This is a genomic window from Sphaerisporangium melleum, from assembly GCF_014646695.1.
Taxonomy (GTDB): Bacteria; Actinomycetota; Actinomycetes; order Streptosporangiales; family Streptosporangiaceae; genus Sphaerisporangium; species Sphaerisporangium melleum.
In genome coordinates, this window is the sequence record NZ_BMNT01000026.1 from 84260 (window position 1) to 100436 (window position 16177).

Annotated in this window: 18 protein-coding genes; 15 read left to right on the plus strand and 3 right to left on the minus strand. The window is 71.9% G+C overall.

Features of this window, described 5'->3' with window-relative positions; all coding sequences use genetic code 11:
• Nucleotides 1-56 precede the first annotated feature (56 nt).
• From hemB to ccsB, 9 genes are all read left to right on the plus strand, one after another.
• Nucleotides 57-1046, plus strand: coding sequence for a porphobilinogen synthase (hemB, locus tag IEY93_RS22940; RefSeq protein WP_189165171.1), 990 nt, complete (start codon nt 57-59; stop codon nt 1044-1046).
• Between the two features lie 84 nt (nt 1047-1130).
• Nucleotides 1131-1784: a bifunctional DNA primase/polymerase gene (locus tag IEY93_RS22945; protein ID WP_189165172.1), complete on the plus strand. Its 654-nt coding sequence runs from the start codon at nt 1131-1133 to the stop codon at nt 1782-1784.
• 71 nt (nt 1785-1855) lie between these two features.
• On the plus strand, nt 1856-3151 hold the full coding sequence (hemL, locus tag IEY93_RS22950) for a glutamate-1-semialdehyde 2,1-aminomutase (protein WP_189165173.1): 1296 nt from the start codon (nt 1856-1858) through the stop codon (nt 3149-3151).
• Nucleotides 3152-3218: 67 nt separating this feature from the next.
• Nucleotides 3219-4340 carry a LysR family transcriptional regulator gene (locus IEY93_RS22955; protein WP_307837607.1) on the plus strand — a complete coding sequence of 374 codons (1122 nt, stop codon included), beginning with the start codon at nt 3219-3221 and terminating at the stop codon, nt 4338-4340.
• Entirely contained in the window at nt 4333-4974 is a 642-nt protein-coding gene (locus IEY93_RS22960) for a histidine phosphatase family protein (RefSeq protein ID WP_189165174.1), read from the plus strand. Before IEY93_RS22955 ends, IEY93_RS22960 begins: the two co-directional genes overlap by 8 nt.
• A 96-nt stretch (nt 4975-5070) precedes the next feature.
• Nucleotides 5071-5652, plus strand: a complete 582-nt coding sequence (locus IEY93_RS22965) for a TlpA family protein disulfide reductase (RefSeq protein ID WP_189165175.1) — start codon at nt 5071-5073, stop codon at nt 5650-5652.
• Nucleotides 5653-5715: 63 nt separating this feature from the next.
• Nucleotides 5716-6423: a cytochrome c biogenesis CcdA family protein gene (locus IEY93_RS22970; protein ID WP_189165215.1), complete on the plus strand. Its 708-nt coding sequence runs from the start codon at nt 5716-5718 to the stop codon at nt 6421-6423.
• Nucleotide 6424: 1 nt separating this feature from the next.
• Nucleotides 6425-8167: a cytochrome c biogenesis protein ResB gene (gene resB / locus IEY93_RS22975; RefSeq protein WP_189165176.1), complete on the plus strand. Its 1743-nt coding sequence runs from the start codon at nt 6425-6427 to the stop codon at nt 8165-8167.
• Entirely contained in the window at nt 8157-9182 is a 1026-nt protein-coding gene (ccsB, locus tag IEY93_RS22980) for a c-type cytochrome biogenesis protein CcsB (protein WP_189165177.1), read from the plus strand. Before resB ends, ccsB begins: the two co-directional genes overlap by 11 nt.
• A 298-nt stretch (nt 9183-9480) precedes the next feature.
• Here the strand turns inward: ccsB and IEY93_RS22985 are convergent, their stop codons facing one another.
• Nucleotides 9481-9786 (minus strand): PLDc N-terminal domain-containing protein, encoded by a 306-nt coding sequence (locus tag IEY93_RS22985; RefSeq protein WP_189165178.1) that lies wholly within the window; start codon nt 9784-9786, stop codon nt 9481-9483.
• Nucleotides 9787-9973: 187 nt separating this feature from the next.
• Here IEY93_RS22985 and IEY93_RS22990 point away from each other — a divergent pair, with 187 nt between their 5' ends.
• Nucleotides 9974-10984, plus strand: coding sequence for a hypothetical protein (locus tag IEY93_RS22990; protein WP_229691379.1), 1011 nt, complete (start codon nt 9974-9976; stop codon nt 10982-10984).
• Between the two features lie 10 nt (nt 10985-10994).
• Entirely contained in the window at nt 10995-11243 is a 249-nt protein-coding gene (locus tag IEY93_RS22995; RefSeq protein WP_189165179.1) for a hypothetical protein, read from the plus strand.
• A gap of 227 nt (nt 11244-11470) precedes the next feature.
• Here the strand turns inward: IEY93_RS22995 and IEY93_RS23000 are convergent, their stop codons facing one another.
• Nucleotides 11471-11710, minus strand: a complete 240-nt coding sequence (locus tag IEY93_RS23000; RefSeq protein ID WP_189165217.1) for a BldC family transcriptional regulator — start codon at nt 11708-11710, stop codon at nt 11471-11473.
• Nucleotides 11711-12002: 292 nt separating this feature from the next.
• Between IEY93_RS23000 and IEY93_RS23005 the strand changes: the two genes are divergently transcribed.
• Nucleotides 12003-12203 (plus strand): DUF4229 domain-containing protein, encoded by a 201-nt coding sequence (locus IEY93_RS23005; RefSeq protein WP_189165180.1) that lies wholly within the window; start codon nt 12003-12005, stop codon nt 12201-12203.
• Here IEY93_RS23005 and IEY93_RS23010 read toward each other — a convergent pair.
• Complete coding sequence (locus IEY93_RS23010; protein ID WP_189165181.1) at nt 12200-13489, minus strand: delta-60 repeat domain-containing protein; 1290 nt, start codon at nt 13487-13489, stop codon at nt 12200-12202. The two genes, IEY93_RS23005 and IEY93_RS23010, sit on opposite strands and share 4 nt — an antisense overlap.
• Before the next feature lie 78 nt (nt 13490-13567).
• On the opposite strand from IEY93_RS23010, the gene IEY93_RS23015 reads away from it, so the two are divergent.
• From IEY93_RS23015 to IEY93_RS23025, 3 genes are all read left to right on the plus strand, one after another.
• On the plus strand, nt 13568-14302 hold the full coding sequence (locus IEY93_RS23015; protein ID WP_189165182.1) for a demethylmenaquinone methyltransferase: 735 nt from the start codon (nt 13568-13570) through the stop codon (nt 14300-14302).
• A gap of 129 nt (nt 14303-14431) precedes the next feature.
• Complete coding sequence (locus IEY93_RS23020; protein ID WP_189165183.1) at nt 14432-15706, plus strand: geranylgeranyl reductase family protein; 1275 nt, start codon at nt 14432-14434, stop codon at nt 15704-15706.
• A 91-nt stretch (nt 15707-15797) separates the two neighbouring features.
• Complete coding sequence (locus IEY93_RS23025; RefSeq protein WP_189165184.1) at nt 15798-16157, plus strand: NADH-quinone oxidoreductase subunit A; 360 nt, start codon at nt 15798-15800, stop codon at nt 16155-16157.
• The last annotated feature ends 20 nt before the right edge of the window (nt 16158-16177 follow it).

Below are 16177 nucleotides of genomic sequence, written 5' to 3' on the forward strand. Positions count from 1 at the left end.
CGGGCGCGCGGCGCGTGCGGTCCACGCCCGACCGCCCGGGAGGGGGAGATGAGACGATGACCGACGCGCGGTTCCCCGTCGCGCGGCCGCGCAGGCTGCGCCGCACCGCCGCGATGCGGCGCATGGTGGCGGGCACCCGGCTGCACCCGGCCGACCTGGTGCTGCCGATGTTCGTCAAGGAGGGCGTCACCGAGCCGGTGCCGGTCGGCTCGATGCCCGGGGTGTTCCAGCACACCCGCGACTCGCTGCGCAAGGCCGCCCACGAGGCCGCCGAGGCCGGCGTGGGCGGGCTGATCCTGTTCGGCGTCCCCGCGGTCAAGGACGCCCGGGGCTCGGCCGCCGACGACCCCGACGGCGTCGTGCAGAAGGCCGTGGCCGACCTGCGGGCCGACCTCGGCGACGCCCTGACGATCATGACCGACACCTGCCTGGACGAGTTCACCGACCACGGGCACTGCGGCGTGCTCACCCCGGACGGCGAGGTGGACAACGACGCGACGCTGGAGCGCTATGCCTCCGCCGCCGTCGCCCAGGCCAGGGCCGGCTCGCAGGTCATCGCGCCGAGCGGCATGATGGACGGCCAGGTGGGCGCCATCCGCGCCGCCCTGGACGCCGACGGCTTCTCCCACATCCCGATCCTCGCCTACTCCGCCAAGTACGCCTCCGCCTTCTACGGGCCGTTCAGGGAGGCCGCCGAGTGCGCGCCGCAGTTCGGCGACCGCAACGCCTACCAGCAGGACCCGGCGGGGCCGATCGGCGAGGCGCTGCGCGAGGTGCGGCTCGACCTGGCCGAGGGCGCCGACGCCGTCATGGTCAAGCCCGCGCTGCCCTACCTGGACATCCTGCGCCAGGTGCGCGACAGCGTCGACGTGCCGGTCGCGGCCTACCAGGTGAGCGGAGAGTACGCCATGGTCGAGGCCGCGGCGGCCAACGGCTGGGTCGACCGTGAGCGCATCATCATGGAGTCGCTGATCGCCATCCGGCGCGCCGGGGCGGACATGATCCTCACATATTGGGCTACCGAAGTGGCCAGGAGACTATCCTGACGGGTCATTTTCCGGGGGTCGCCGCACCTTGGACGCCCGCCATCGGGCATCATCGGTGAAAGGCAGGGTGGGGGAGGAACACGAATGGTCGGGGTACCACTGACGGCTCGCCGGGCGAGAAAGCGCGCCAAATCCCATACCAAGGCGCACGCGATCACGGCGGTGCTCGGGTACGCCGAGCTCGGCTGGGCGAGCTGTCCAGGCGCTCATCCGCTTCGTGAGGGCGGGCGCGCCTGTTCGTGCGACCGCGTCGGCTGTCCCGACCCGGGAGCCCACCCGACCTCGCCGGCCTGGAAGATGATGGCCACGACGGACACCTCGGTGCTCACCCGATGGTGGGAGCAGAACCCCGAGGCGAACGTCATCCTTCCCACCGGCAGGGTGTTCGACGTCTTCGACGTACCGGCCGCGGCGGGCCAGACGGCCCTCGCCGCCATGGACGCCGCCGCCTTCCACACGGGCCCGGTCGCCGCGAACGGCGACCGGGTCCTTTTCTTCGTCGCCACCCGCGGCGCCCCCGAGGACGAGGACGAGTGGTGGTCCTGCCACCTCGACCACACGCCCGAGACGATCGAGGACACCCCGGGCCTGCGCTGGCACTGCCGCGACAGCTACGTCCTGGCCCCGCCCTCCGCGCTGGCCGACGGCACGCACTCCCGCTGGCTGCGCCCGCCGGACGGCCGGCCGCTGCCCGACCCGCTGCACGTCCTCGACCGGCTCGCCGACGCCTGCGAGTGACCTGCCCGCGGGCTTTCGCGGTGATCCCGGGCCCCGGTGAGGGCGGCGCCCTCGCGGGCTAACCTGGACCCGTGAGCCGTACGAAGATCTCAGCAGACCTGTTCGAGCGTGCCCGCGCCATCGTGCCGGGCGGCGTCAACTCCCCGGTGCGGGCCTTCGGGGCCGTCGGCGGGACGCCCCGGTTCATGGAGTCCGGCGAAGGGGCGTACATCACCGACGCCGACGGCAACCGCTATGTCGACCTTGTCTGCTCCTGGGGCCCGATGATCCTCGGCCACCGGCATCCGGCCGTCGTCGAGGCGCTCACGGCGGCCCTCGCCCACGGCACCTCCTTCGGCACCGCCACCCGCGGCGAGGTCGAGCTCGCCGAGGAGATCGTCGCGCGGATCGCGCCGGTGGAGAAGGTCCGCCTGGTCAGCTCCGGCACCGAGGCCACCATGTCGGCCGTGCGGCTCGCCCGTGGCTTCACCGGCCGCTCGCGCGTGGTGAAGTTCGCCGGCTGCTACCACGGCCACGTGGATGCTCTGCTGGCCTCCGCCGGCTCGGGCGTGGTGACGTTCGGCCTGCCGGACACCCCGGGGGTGACCGGCTCCTCGGCCGCCGACACCATCGTGCTGCCGTACAACGCGCCGGACGCCGTCCGCGAGGCGTTCGCGGCGTACGGCGACGAGATCGCCTGCGTGATCACCGAGGCGTGCCCGGCCAACATGGGCGTGGTGCCGCCGGCCGCGGGCTTCAACGCCCTGCTGCGCGAGCTGTGCACGGCGAGCGGCGCCCTGCTCATCATGGACGAGGTGCTCACCGGTTTCCGGGTGAGCGCCGCCGGGTGGTACGGCCTGGACCCGGTCGAGGCCGACCTGATGACCTTCGGCAAGGTCATGGGCGGCGGCCTGCCCGCCGCCGCGTTCGGCGGGCGTGCCGAGGTCATGAGCCGGCTCGCGCCCGAAGGGCCCGTCTACCAGGCCGGAACGCTGTCGGGCAACCCGCTGGCCTGCGCCGCCGGGCTGGCCACGCTGCGGGCCTGCGACGAGGAGGTCTACGACCGGGTGGACGCCGCCGCCCTCATCATCGGGCGCGCCGCCTCGGACGCCCTGGCGACGGCCGGGGTTCCGCACCGGCTGCAGCGGGCGGGCAACCTGTTCTCGATCTTCTTCACCGAGGAGCCGGTCACCGACTTCACCGGAGCGCGCAGCCAGGACACCGGGGCGTACCGCGCGTTCTTCCACTCGATGCTCGACCAGGGCGTCTACCTGCCGCCGTCGGCGTACGAGGCGTGGTTCCTGTCGGCCGCCCACGACGAGGAGGCCCTCTCCCGGGTCGCCGAGGCCCTGCCCGCCGCCGCCAAGGCCGCCGCCGCCGCTGCCTGACCGTCGCCATGGGCGCTCGTTTCAGATGAGACGCGCCTTCGGCCGGAGGATGATTTAGCATCGCTGTATGCTCGATCTGCATCGGTTGAAGGCGTTGCACGCGGTCGCGGTGTACGGCTCGGTCGGGGCCGCGGCGGAGGCGCTGATGGTCACCCCGTCGGCCATCTCCCAGCAGATCGCCAAGCTCGAACGCGAGACCGGCGCGCGGCTCGTCGAGCGCAGCGGGCGCGGGGTCAAGCTGACCGACGCCGCCGGGCTGCTCGCCGAGCACGCCGAGCGCATCCTCGCCCTCGTGGAGACCGCCGAGGCCGACTTCGAGGCCCTGCGCGGCGCCGTGGTCGGCCGGCTCACCATGGCCGCGTTCCCGACGGCCGCGCGCGGGCTGCTCCCCGAGGCGCTCAGCGAGCTCAGGCGACGCCACCCCGACCTCGACCTGGTGCTGTACGAACGCGACCCCGAGCGGCAGGTCCGCGAGGTGTCCCGCGGCGAGCTCGACCTGGCCCTGGTCCAGGACTGGCTGAACCGGCCGATGGCCATTCCGGAAGGGCTGTCGCGGGCCGTGCTGTTCGACGACGTGGCCGACGTGGCGATCCCAGCCGCTCATCCGCTGGCGGGCGAGCGTGAGATCGACCTGGCCGCGCTGCACGGCGAGCGGTGGATCAGCTCCTCGCCCGGCACCGTGTGCCACGACTGGCTGGTCTTCACGCTGCGCACCTCCTCCCTGGAGCCGGAGTTCGCCTGCATGGCCGACGAGTACCCGACGCAGCTCGCGCTGGTCGCCGCCGGCCTGGGCTGCGCCATCGTGCCGCGTCTCGGCCGCGGCCACGTGCCCGAGGGGGTCGCCATCGTGCCGCTCAGGCCGCGTCCCACCCGGCGCATCTACGCCATCTGGCGCACCGACGCCGCGCGCCGCCCGGCCATCCGCGCGGCCGTGGAGGTGCTGCGGCAGTTGGCTCCGCCGGGCATGCTCCCGATCTCCGCGGTCGACGCGGGGCAGGACGTCCCCGCGTCCGGCGGTTCCCTTCCGGCAACGGCGGTTCCCGTTCCCGCGCTCTCCGGTCCGTCCCGTCCCGCCGAGGCGGGTGCACCGGGGGAGGCCGCCGCGGTCCCGGCGGCACGAGGGCGCGCCGGGGCGGTGCGAGAGGGGCGGCAGGGGCCAGGACAGTACTCTGGTGTCCGTCATGACTGAAAGCACCGTTGTTCACCTGCTCCGGCACGGAGAGGTGCACAATCCCCAGAACCTGCTCTATGGCAGGCTGCCCGGATATCACCTGTCCGACAACGGCCGCTCCATGGCCGAGCTGGTGGCCAAGGCGTTCGCGGGCCGCGACATCGTCGCGCTCTACAGCTCGCCGCTCGAGCGGGCACAGGAGACCGCGGCCCCGATCGCCGAGACGCTCGACCTGCCCATCACGAGCGATGCCCGGCTCATCGAGGCCGACAACATCTTCCAGGGTCACGTGGTCGGCGGCATGTTCCGCGTGCCGCGCAACTACCGGCACATGTGGAACCCCGCCCGGCCCTCCTGGGGCGAGCCGTACATCAAGATCGTCAGCCGGATGCGCGCGGCCGTCGACGCCGCCCGGGTGCGGGCCCGCGGCCACGAGGCCGTCATGGTCAGCCACCAGCTCCCGATCTGGGTGATCCGGCTGGCCGCCGAGGGCCGCCGCCTGTGGCACGACCCGCGCCGCCGGCAGTGCGCCCTCGCCAGCGTGACGAGTTTCACCTTCGAGGGCGACCGGCTGGCCAGCATCGGCTACAGCGAGCCGGCGGCCTCGCTGGTGCGCCCGTCCCGCCCGCCGCGCCCGCCCGAGCGCGGTTAGCGCCCCCTCCCGGCGCCGCGCCCCGATTGCGAGGGCGTCCGGTGCGCTGGGTAGGGTTTGAGCTCTACCTCTTGTAGTACAAGGAGACCCTGCTCCGTGTCCTCGAAGTCCCGCGCCTTCGTCACCGCGCTGCTGGCCGCGGCGGCCCTTTCCGGATGCGCCGGCGGCCAGGGATCCTCACAGCCGCAGTCCGGCGACACCCGCTTCGTGGCCGGAGACGGCAGCATGCGCGTGGTGCCCGCCGCCGAACGGCAGGCCGCCCCGCCGATCGAGGGGCAGACGCTGGACGGCGCCCGCGCCTCGCTGGCCGAGCACCGGGGCAACGTCGTCGTGCTCAACTTCTGGGCGTCCTGGTGCGCCCCGTGCCGCAGCGAGGCGCCCGTGCTGAAGGACATCGCCTCCCAGACCAAGGACCTCGGCGTGCGGTTCCTCGGCGTGGACGCCAAGGACGACAAGGCGCAGGCCCTGGCCTTCCAGCGCGCCCAGCAGCCGGGGTACCCAAGCCTGTACGACCAGCCGGGCAAGGTCGCGCTCGCGTTCCACGGCATGGTCAACCCCGCCGCCATCCCCTCGACGCTGGTGCTCGACCGCCAGGGCAGGGTGGCCGCCCGCGCCCTCGGCGAGGTGCGCCACTCCGACCTGCTGAACGTGGTGACCAAGGTCAGCGATGAGAAGTGACCGCCGCGCCCACGGGGGCTCCGGCCTGCGGGAGGCGCCGTGAGCGGCCCCGCCGGCACGGTCATGGCCGGCTCGCTGCTGCTCGCGCTGCCGATCGCGCTGGTCGCAGGCCTGGTGTCCTTCCTGTCGCCGTGCGTGCTGCCGCTGGTGCCCGGCTACCTGTCCTACGTGACCGGCATGAGCGGCGACCCCAGACGCGGGCCGATGGTCGCGGGAAGCGCCCTGTTCGTCCTCGGCTTCTCCGTGGTCTTCGTGGCCGGCGGCGCGCTGTTCGGCGGGCTCGGCGCGCTGCTGCTCGGCAACTCAGAGGTGATCACCCGGGTGCTCGGCGCGCTGACGATCGTGCTCGGCCTGGCCTTCCTCGGCCTGCTCCCCGGGCTGCAGAGGGACGTGCGCATCCACCGCTTCCCCGCCGCGGGCATCGCGGGCGCGCCCCTGCTCGGCGTCGTCTTCGGCCTCGGCTGGACGCCGTGCATCGGCCCGACCCTGTCGGCCGTGCTCACCCTCTCCCTCGACCAGGCCAGCGCGGTGCGCGGCGCCGTGCTCGCCTTCGCCTACGCCCTCGGGCTGGGCGTCCCGTTCGTCCTCGCGGCGCTCGCCTACCGCAAGGCCATCCAGACGTTCGCGGCGGTCCGCCGCCACTCTCGGCTCATCACCCGGGCCGGCGGCGCCATGCTCGTCGTCGTCGGCGTGCTGCTGGTGACCGGCCTGTGGGGCCAGTTCATCGCCGGCATCCAGGGCTGGGTGGGCGCCTTCGAGCCGGTGATCTGACATGACGACGACCGAACAGACGCAGGACGTTCAGGCCGCGCCCGCGGGGCTCGGGCCGGTCGGCTGGCTGCGCTGGGCGTGGCGGCTGCTGACCTCCATGCGCACGGCGCTGATCCTGCTGTTCCTGTTCGCCCTCGCCTCGGTGCCCGGGTCGATCTACCCGCAGCGGTCGATCAGCCCCGACAAGGTCGCCCAGTACTTCAAGGACAGTCCGCAGGCCGCGGCCTGGCTGGACCGGCTGTGGCTGTTCGACGTGTTCACCTCGCCGTGGTTCGCGGCGACGTACCTGCTGCTGTTCATCTCACTGGCCGGATGCGTCCTGCCGCGGGCCGCGGCCCACTGGCGCGAGCTGCGGCGCAGGCCCCCGGCGGCGCCGCGCAACCTCTCCCGGCTCCCGCAGCACGCCTATTTCCGCACCGGCGAGGCCGCGACGGTCGAGTCCCTGGCCGCGGTGCTGCGCGCGCGGCGCTTCCGCACGGTCACCGGGCCGGGCTGGGTCGCCGCGGAGAAGGGCTACCTGCGCGAGACCGGGAACCTGCTGTTCCACGCCGCCCTGCTCGCCCTGCTGATCGCCGTCGGGGCCGGCGGCCTGTACGGCTACCGGGGCAACGTGCTGCTCGTCGAGGGCAACGGCTTCGCCAACACCGTCTCCGCCTACGACCGCTACATCCCCGGCCAGCGGGTGTCCCCCGACTCGCTGGAGCCCTTCTCCTTCACACTCAAGGACTTTCAGGCGACCTACGTCGCGGCCGGCGAGCGCCGCGGCCAGCCGCTGGACTTCTCGGCCTCGCTGCGGGTCGCCGACCACCCGGGCGCGCCGGAGCGGCCCTACGAGCTGCGGGTCAACGAGCCGCTGGAGGTCAACGGCACGCAGACCTACCTGCTCGGCCACGGCTACGCCCCGACGTTCAAGGTGCTCGACGGCAAGGGGCAGGTGGCCTTCGAGGGCCCGGTGCCGTGCCTGACCGCCGACCAGGTGACCTACACCTCCGAGTGCGTCATCAAGGTGCCGGACGCGCTCCCCGAGCAGCTCGGCTTCCTGGTGCGCTTCCTGCCGACCACCGTGCCGGCCGCCGACGGCTCATGGATCTCGATCTTCCCGGGGATGGCCAACCCGACGGCCCAGGTCTTCGCCTTCTCCGGCGACCTCGGGATGAACACCGGCCGCCCGCAGTCGGTGTACCAGCTCGACACCGCCAAGCTCAAGCCGCTGGTCATGGGCCTCAAGACCAAGCCGCTGGCGGTCGGTGACACCCTGCCGCTGCCCGGCGGCGCGGGCTCGATCCAGCTCACCGGCGTACGCGAGTGGATCAGCCTGCAGATCGCCTACGACCCCGGCCGCGGGCCGGCTCTGGTGGCGGCCGCGCTCGCCGTCCTCGGGCTGGTGCTCTCGCTGACCGTCCGCCGCCGCCGCGTCTGGGTGCGGGTGACCGAGGACGGCGACGGCGCGGCCCGTACCGTGGACGTGGGCGGGCTGCCCCGCACTGAGGGCGGCGACACCGCGTTCGCCGAGGAGTTCGGCCAGATCGTCACCGCCCTGACCGGCGTGGCGCCACCGTCCGGAGCCGAGGACGGCCCGGAACCGCCGGGAGGGTCCGAAGACCGGGCGGCGCCGCCGCGTGGTTCCAAGGACGACGAGGCCGCTCCGCGGCACCAAGCAGAGGCCGGTCGCTCCGTGACCTCGTCTCAGGAAGCCGAGGCAGGCCCGGCCGCCTCGCCGCAAGGAGTCAAGGATGCCCACTGACGTCAACGGGGGCCTGGCCACGTTCAGCGACCAGCTGATCCTGGCCACCGTCCTGCTGTACGTGTTCGCCATGATCGGCTACGCGCTCGACCTCGGCTTCGGCCGCTCCTCGCGCAAGACCGGGACGACCGGCGCCGCCGTCCCGTCCCTGGCCGCGTCCGGTACGGCGGCGCGGGCCAAGGTCGCCGCAGGCGGTGCCGTCCAGACCCTCGACCGCCCGGCCGGCGCGTCCGGCGGGGAGGACACCGGCGCGGGCCCGGAGGGTTCGGAGGCCGGCCGGCGCACTCCGGCGTGGGCCGCGCACGCCGCCACCGTCGCCGTCGCGCTGAGCTGGCTCGGCTGGGCCGCCAACCTCGGCGCGATCGCCACCCGGGGCCTGGCCGTCGGCCGCTGGCCGTGGGGCAACATGTACGAGTTCGTGGTGGCGATCTGCTTCGCGGCGGTGACCGCGTTCCTGGTCATGCAGGCGCGCCTGCCGGTGCGGTTCCTCGGCGCGTTCGTCTCGCTCGCGGCGGCGCTCGGCCTGGGCTTCGCCGTGCGCTACCTGCACGTGCAGGCCGGGCCGGTCGTGCCCGCCCTGAACTCCTACTGGATCGCCATCCACGTCACCGCGGCCATCTGCGCGAGCGGCCTGTTCATCCTCGCGGGCGTCGCGGGCGTGCTGTACCTGGCGCGTGGCGAGGGGCCGTCACGGCTGCCCGGCCGGGCCGAGCTCGACCGGGTGGCGCACCGGGCCATCGTGATCGCCTTCCCGATCTGGACGTTCGCGGTGATCGCCGGAGCCCTGTGGGCCGACAAGGCGTGGGGTCGCTACTGGGGCTGGGACCCCAAGGAGGTCTGGTCGTTCATCGCCTGGATCGCCTACGCGGCGTACCTGCACGCCAGGGCGACCGCCGGGTGGCGGGGACGGGCCGCGGTGATCATCCAGCTCGTCGCGTTCGGGTGCCTGCTGTTCAACCTGATCGGGGTGAACATCTTCCTGTCCGGCCTGCACTCCTACGCCCAGGTCCCCTGACCCTCCCCTGACCTCGCGGAGCGCCCCCTGGAGGGCGCTCCGCCATTCCCGGGATTGCTCCCAAACCCGGCACCCTCCGCCGCCCTGAGGACGCGAGAACGGCACCGCCTCCGCCTCCCCAGCGGACCGGGCACCCCTTCCAAGCCTCCCTTTGCCCTTCCGCCCCGGAGCGCTCGTGAACGACGACGAAGAGCGCCGCCTCAAAGGCGCCACGAGCACGCCGAGCGAAGCGAGGCAAAGAGGTACAGCCTCAAGGGCGCCACGAGCCGCCGAGCGTAGCGAGGCAATTCAGCACAGCTCAGTCGTCCTCGCGGCGGAGGCGGCGGTCGAGGTCACGGAGGAAGTCGGGGTCGTCGTCGGGGCCACGGGGCACGGAGGGCCGGGGGCCTGGACGGCCCATGCGCTGCCGTCGTACGGCCTGCCCGCTCAATGGACGCCCGAGGAGCAGCCACAACACCCCGCCGAGACCCGGGAGGAGGACGAGCATGAGGACCCACAGGATTTTCGGCAGGTTCCGCACGTCGCCCTCGGGTGTGGTGATCGCGTCGAACAGGCAGTAGAGCCAGAAGGCCAACAGCGCCAGACCGAGAAGCACGCTAGGCATGTCCGCAGGGTATGTCATCCGAAAGTAGATCGTGTCCGCTCCGTGTGAGCCGCCTTCAGATCCATCACCGTCGGACATTCCTGATGACTCCCGCGCGGGCTCGACGTACGGTGGTCCGTGACCACGCTTCGCGCGGATGGAGAGGTGTGCCGATGGTCGCGTTCGCCCTGGCCCCCTGGGCGCGGCGTTGACGGCGTTCCCGGGCGACAAGGGACGCCACCGCAGAGGGCCGCGCTGGCGGCAGCGTGGGTCGTACGCCTTCCCCTACCGTGGCGAGGCGCCCCGCGAGGGTGGGGCCGAGCAGGCGGCCGAGACCGACCGCGCCGAGCCGGTGCGCGAGGCCCGGGCGGACCGCCGTGACGCCGGACGGCCTGATTCGCTGCGCGAGGGCCGCGCCGAGCCGCGGGAGAGTGGCCGCCGGGCGGGCCGCCGGGAGAGCAGGGCCGACGCGTTCTGGGCCGGTGATCGTCCGCCCGTGGACGGTTCGCGGGCCGTGACCGCCCCCGTGGTCGACCGCCCGCAGTACATCTGGCGTGACTTCGAGCTGGACGACGAGCCGCCGCTGGCCCAGCCGAATTCTCCCGACAGCCCCGACCGCGGTGACGGACTGCGGCACTGCGGCCCGCTGGAGCAGATCCTGTACCGCCAGTGGGACGCCGCGGACGGGCCGCCCTCGCCGGACGCCGTGCGGGCCATCGACAGCCTGGCCCGGCTCCCCGAGCGCCTGAAAGCGCTTCTGACGGTCGGACTGGACGGCATCTACGTCGGGCCCGGGGGTGTCCCCGATCTGGACGACATGGGCTATCTGCGGGGCGCGCCGCTGCCGTCGGGCCGGGCGACCTGGGACATCTGCGCGGGCGCGTACGGCGATCGCAAGATCGTGGTGGGCGACCGGCCGTCGCCGACGCCGGACGTCATGATGCACGAGACCGGTCACGCCCTGGACGACATCGACGCGGCCCAGGGCGAGTGGGTGTCCGACTCGCCGGAGTTCGCCGCGTTGTACGAGGAGTGCACCCCGCTGTTCGCGTCGGCGTTCCACCGGCAGCCCGGTGGCCTGGGCCGTAAGGAATTCTTCGCCGACGCCTTCGCCGCGATCGCCTCGCGGCAGCGGCCGGCGCTGCTCGACATGCTGAACGGGGACACGCGCGCGGCGCTCAATGTCATGCTGTTCTTCAACCGGCGCTACGGAATCTAGGTGATCCGCCATGTTCGTCATCCGGCTCGCGGACGGGACGTTGCGGATACCTCGCACCCTCGCCAGTGACGACGGGCGCCTGATCGGCAACGCCTATGTGGAGCTGGCGCCGAGCGACCCCGAGTACGACCGCTGGCTGCCCGAGTCGATCACCGAGGAGCAGGAGGCCGAGCGGCGCAGGCGCTGGCGGGAGGACAACGACGCCTTGGAGCGGGAGTTCCTGGCCTTCAAGGAGTCGCAGGCGGGTTCGGACCGCTGAGCGCGCACCGCCGGCCGATGACGCCGTGGCGACCACCGGCGGGGGCGCGTGCCGAGGCGAAGAACGCCCGGCAGATTAGGACCGAAATTCGGGTAAAGGTCACCCAAAAAAGAACAGTGACCCTGCGGCTTCCGGGGGGCACGCAGGATCACCGATGGTGCATGGTGCGGTGCGAGGACGTCGAGCCCTGCGAAGGACGCCGGGCACGACCAGCTCTCACCTGTACATCAGACACGCGGTGAGTCGCCGCTCGGCCGTTCGGCCGTGAGGACTTCCTCGCCACGCAGGAGGGCGTGCACCTCCGACTCGCGGAAACGCCGGTGCCCTCCGGGGGTTCGGATACTGCTGATGCGGCCGGCGGCCGCCCAGCGGGTCACCGTTTTTGGATCGACCCGGAAGAGGGCGGCAACCTCTCCGGGGGTCAGCAGGCGCTCGCTGCTACTCTCCACAATCTCTCCCCCTCGCATCCCGCGTCCTGAAGCGGGCGGACAGGTATCCAGTTTGCCGAGCAAAAAACTGATATATCCGTGGTTTACATCCACTGATCACGGGTTGTTATCAGCTGACTGCCCGTTTGTTATATGATAGAGCCTCTTTGGGGCGCTCGTGGGTGTTTCTTTACATAAGCGCCGTGATGTGAACACTAGCAGTGCTCGCTCCCGATGCGAAGTGAGCGGCTAAAGCTGCGCGTCCGAAATCGCCCCACGGGCCGGGCGACCGGTAGGCGGCCCGGCCGGCAGGTGCCGTAACCTCGACGTTGTGCGACCGTTTCTCGTTTACACCGCGTCACGGCTGGGACTGTTCGCCGTCACCCTGGGTGTGCTCTACCTGATCGGCCTTCACGACGTCTTCTGGCTCCTGGTGACCAGCTTCGTGATCAGCGGCATAGCCAGCTACGTGCTGCTGTCCAAGCAGCGAGACGCGGTGAGTGAGCAGATCAGCAAGGGCCGCAGGGGTTAGGGGAGCGGGAACATGCCGACCCGGGCATGGTACTCGTGTCCAAGGTGCGTGGTGTCGCTTCCGATCAGAAGGCCCCGCTCGTGCGCGAGGAAGGCTTTGACGCCGATGCCCCGATCACGGGTCGGGTTCCACGCGAGCGCTTTACCGGTGACCGGGTCGATCGCCCCGATGCCGGGCCGGGCCACCGCGCCCGGCCCCGCCGAGTCGGAGCCGCGCGGGTTGTCCAGCCAGCGCTGATGGCCGCCGACGTACACCGCGGCCCCGGTGACCGCCACCGAGTACAGCGAGTCACCGCCAGTGTGGTTGACCCACGTGGGCCGGACCACCCGGTCCCGGGAATAGGTCTCGAAGCGGGCCGCGGAATCGCAGAGCTTGCGCGGCCCCTTCGCACCGCCTGTCGTCACCACGACGAAATACTGTCCGTCTGGTGAGAAATCCAGGCCTCTGACGTAAGAAGGGAACACATCTTTACACACGGCGGTGTACGCCTCAGTGCGCCAGCCCGTTACCGCCGGGCGGGTGGCGCCGATGTCGATCAGCCCCACCTGCTGCCGCGGCTGCCCGTCCAGGGTGGTGAAGGAGCCGTCCACCGCGAGCCGGTCACGGGCGGCCGCCATCGCGGTGATCTTCACCTCGCCGCGCCCGCCGCCGGGGGTCACGGTGAACGCCGGGTCCACCGCGCCGGTGGCGGGGTCGAGCCTGGCGAGCGCCGTGCGCCGGACGCGGCCGATGCCGGTGAAGTCGCCGCCGGCGTAGAGGCGGCCGGAGTGCAGGACGAGGCTGGAGACGTCGCCGCCCCGCGCCGGCGCGGAGAAGCCGGGGACCGGCGCGCCGTCGGCCACCCGGAGCCGGGCCAGCCCGCGGGTGCCGGCGCCGCCCGCCGAGACGAAGGAGCCGCCGGTGTAGACCGTGCCGTCGGGGCCGGCGGCCAGCGCGGTCACCGGACCGTCCACCCGCGGCGCGAACCGGCGGTCCACCTTTCCGGTGAACAGGTCGAAGGCGAACAGGTTGCCGCGCGCCAGCCGTTCGGAACGGCCGGCCTCGCGCACCTGGCGGAAGGACCCTCCGACCACGACCGTGCGCCCGACGAGGGCGAAGGCGTTGACGATGCCGTCGAGCACGTGCGGGGTCGTGGCCACGGGATCGGCCGAGACCACGCCGGGGTGGGCCACGGCGCCGGCGGAGACGGGGGAGCCGGGCAACAGGACGAGCGCTCCTGCGAGCAGCGGGGCCGCGAGCGCGGCCGGCCTCAGGATCGGCCGGCGGGTGGGCAGGTGGGTGGACATCTACCAAGTCGTAGCATACCGAGGGTGACGAGGTGACCACTTTCCGTCGATACGCCGAGGACCACTAAGCTTGTCGCCATGACGCGTGCCTCCCTGGACAAGCGGCCGCACGAGGTCGCGGCGATGTTCGACCGTACGGCCCGGCGCTACGACCTGGTGAACGATGTGCTCTCGCTCGGCCAGGACCGCCTCTGGCGCAGGGCGACCGCCGCCGCCGTCGACGCGGGCCCGGGCGAGCTCGTCCTCGACCTGGCCGCGGGCACCGGCACCTCGACCGACGCCTTCACCGGGCTCGGGGCGCGCGCGATCGCGTGCGACTTCTCCCTCGGCATGCTGCGCACCGGCGCGGCCCGCCACGGCGGTTCGGGCCTTTCGGGTGAGGGGGAGCAGCGCGTCACCTTCGTCGGCGGCGACGCTCTGAAACTTCCATTCGCCGACGAGGTCTTCGACGCGGTGACCATCTCCTTCGGCCTGCGCAATGTCAACGACACGGTGGACGCGCTGCGCGAGATGCTGCGGGTCACCCGGCCGGGCGGGCGCCTTGTGGTCTGCGAGTTCTCCCGGCCGACGGTGAAGCCGTTCGAGTTGGTCTACAGCCAGTACCTCATGAAGCTGCTGCCTCCGGTCGCGCGTGTGGTGAGCTCCAACCCCGACTCCTATGAGTACCTCGCCGAGTCGATCCGCGCCTGGCCCGACCAGCCGGCCCTCGCCCGGCTCCTCCAGCAGGCCGGGTGGCGGAGCGTCGCGTGGCGCAACCTGTCGCTGGGCATCGTGGCCCTGCACCGCGCGATTAAGCCGACGGCGGCCGAGTAGGTAAGCTCCATCTGACAGCGGGCAGGGAAAAAGGGTTAGACTTCCGCCGACAAGTTTGTGAAGTAGTTCACAAAGGAACGAAGGCCCCTCGACCCGAAGGCCCTCGACATCCACGACAGGACAGGTCCCGTGAGCGAGTCAACCCCCGCGGCGGACGCCGACGTCATCGTCGTCGGCGCCGGGCCCGCGGGTTCGACCACGGCCTTCTACCTCGCACAGGCCGGCTTTGACGTGCTGCTGCTGGAGAAGACGAGGTTTCCGCGCGAGAAGGTGTGCGGGGACGGTCTCACCCCGCGCGCCGTGAAAGAACTGATCGCCATGGGCGTCGACATCGACTCCCCGGGCTGGATCCGCAACAAGGGGCTGCGCGTCGTCGGCGGCGGCATGCGCCTGGAGCTGGCCTGGCCGGAGCTGTCGAGCTTCCCGGACTTCGGCCTGGTCCGCACGCGCATGGACTTCGACGAGATCCTCGCCGGCCACGCCGAGCGCGCCGGCGCCACCGTCCTGCAGGGCGTCAACGTCACCGGCCCCGTCCTCGACCCGCGCGGCGGCCACATCGTCGGCGTGACCGCCAAGAAGGACGGCGAGCCCGTCACCTACCGCGCCCGCCTGGTCGTCGCGGCCGACGGCAACTCCACCCGCATGTCCCTGGCCATGGGCCTGCACCGCCGCGACGACCGCCCCATGGGCGTCGCCGTGCGCACCTACTTCACCAGCCCCCGCCACGACGACGACTGGCTGGAGTCCTGGCTGGAGCTGTGGGACACCGGCGAGGACGGCCAGCCCCGCCTGCTGCCGGGGTACGGCTGGGTGTTCGGCGTCGGCGACGGCACCAGCAACGTCGGGCTCGGCCTGCTCAACACCAGCGAGGCGTTCCAGAACCTCGACTACCGTGACCTGCTGCGCCGCTGGGTGAAGAACATGCCCTCCGAGTGGGGCTTCTCCGAGGAGAACATGACGGGGCCGATCCGCGGCGCCGCGCTGCCGATGGCCTTCAACCGCCAGCCGCACTACACCCGGGGCCTGGTGCTGGTCGGCGACGCCGGCGGTTCGATCAACCCGTTCAACGGTGAGGGCATCGCCTACGCCATGGAGACCGGGCGCATCGCCGCGGACACGATCGTCACGGCCCTGTCCGGGTCCACCCCCGCGCAGCGTGAGCGGGTGCTGCGCGCCTATCCTCAGACGCTCAAGGACGCCTACGGCGGCTACTTCACCCTTGGCCGCCTGTTCGTCGAGGCGATCGGCAAACCCGGGGTCATGGGGTTCCTGACCCGGCATGGTCTGCCACATCCCACTCTGATGCGGTTCGCCCTGAAGCTCCTTGCTAATCTCACGGACCGGCAGGGCGATACGTCAGACCGGATCATCAACGCCCTGTCCAAGGTCACGCCACCGGCATGACACAGCACCCGGAACGAAGATCGATGATCGCCCTGCCTAGACTCGTCAACCGATCGAAGAAAGCCATAGCGCTCAGAGGGGACGCATAGCGATGGAACTGTACGTGCCGATCCTGGTGCTCGCGGTTCTCGCGGCGGGCTTCGCCGTCTTCTCCGTGGGAATCGCGCCCTTCACCGGCCCGAAGCGGTGGAACCGCGCGAAGCTCGACGGCTACGAGTGCGGCATCGAGCCGACCCCGCAGCCCGTCGGCGGCGGCCGGTTCCCCCTAAAGTACATGATCACGGCGATGCTCTTCATCGTGTTCGACATCGAGATCATCTTCCTTTATCCGTGGGCGGTCGCTTTCGACAAGCTCGGGGTCTTCGGGCTGGTCGAGATGGTGCTGTTCATCGTCACCGTGCTGGTCGCGTACGCCTACGTGTGGCGCCGCCGCGGCCTGGACTGGGACTGACCCGAGGCGCGCGAGAGGAA

Excerpts from the sequence above, each read along its gene's own strand:
- hemB (WP_189165171.1), top strand. The coding sequence starts at position 57 with ATGACCGACGCGCGGTTCCCCGTCGCGCGGCCGCGCAGGCTGCGCCGC.
- IEY93_RS22945 (WP_189165172.1), top strand. The coding sequence starts at position 1,131 with ATGGTCGGGGTACCACTGACGGCTCGCCGGGCGAGAAAGCGCGCCAAA.
- IEY93_RS22955 (WP_307837607.1), top strand. The coding sequence starts at position 3,219 with ATGCTCGATCTGCATCGGTTGAAGGCGTTGCACGCGGTCGCGGTGTAC.
- IEY93_RS22960 (WP_189165174.1), top strand. The coding sequence starts at position 4,333 with ATGACTGAAAGCACCGTTGTTCACCTGCTCCGGCACGGAGAGGTGCAC.
- IEY93_RS22970 (WP_189165215.1), top strand. The coding sequence starts at position 5,716 with ATGGCCGGCTCGCTGCTGCTCGCGCTGCCGATCGCGCTGGTCGCAGGC.
- resB (WP_189165176.1), top strand. The coding sequence starts at position 6,425 with ATGACGACGACCGAACAGACGCAGGACGTTCAGGCCGCGCCCGCGGGG.
- ccsB (WP_189165177.1), top strand. The coding sequence starts at position 8,157 with ATGCCCACTGACGTCAACGGGGGCCTGGCCACGTTCAGCGACCAGCTG.
- IEY93_RS22985 (WP_189165178.1), bottom strand. The coding sequence starts at position 9,786 with ATGCCTAGCGTGCTTCTCGGTCTGGCGCTGTTGGCCTTCTGGCTCTAC.
- IEY93_RS22995 (WP_189165179.1), top strand. The coding sequence starts at position 10,995 with ATGTTCGTCATCCGGCTCGCGGACGGGACGTTGCGGATACCTCGCACC.
- IEY93_RS23000 (WP_189165217.1), bottom strand. The coding sequence starts at position 11,710 with ATGCGAGGGGGAGAGATTGTGGAGAGTAGCAGCGAGCGCCTGCTGACC.
- IEY93_RS23010 (WP_189165181.1), bottom strand. The coding sequence starts at position 13,489 with ATGTCCACCCACCTGCCCACCCGCCGGCCGATCCTGAGGCCGGCCGCG.
- IEY93_RS23015 (WP_189165182.1), top strand. The coding sequence starts at position 13,568 with ATGACGCGTGCCTCCCTGGACAAGCGGCCGCACGAGGTCGCGGCGATG.
- IEY93_RS23025 (WP_189165184.1), top strand. The coding sequence starts at position 15,798 with ATGGAACTGTACGTGCCGATCCTGGTGCTCGCGGTTCTCGCGGCGGGC.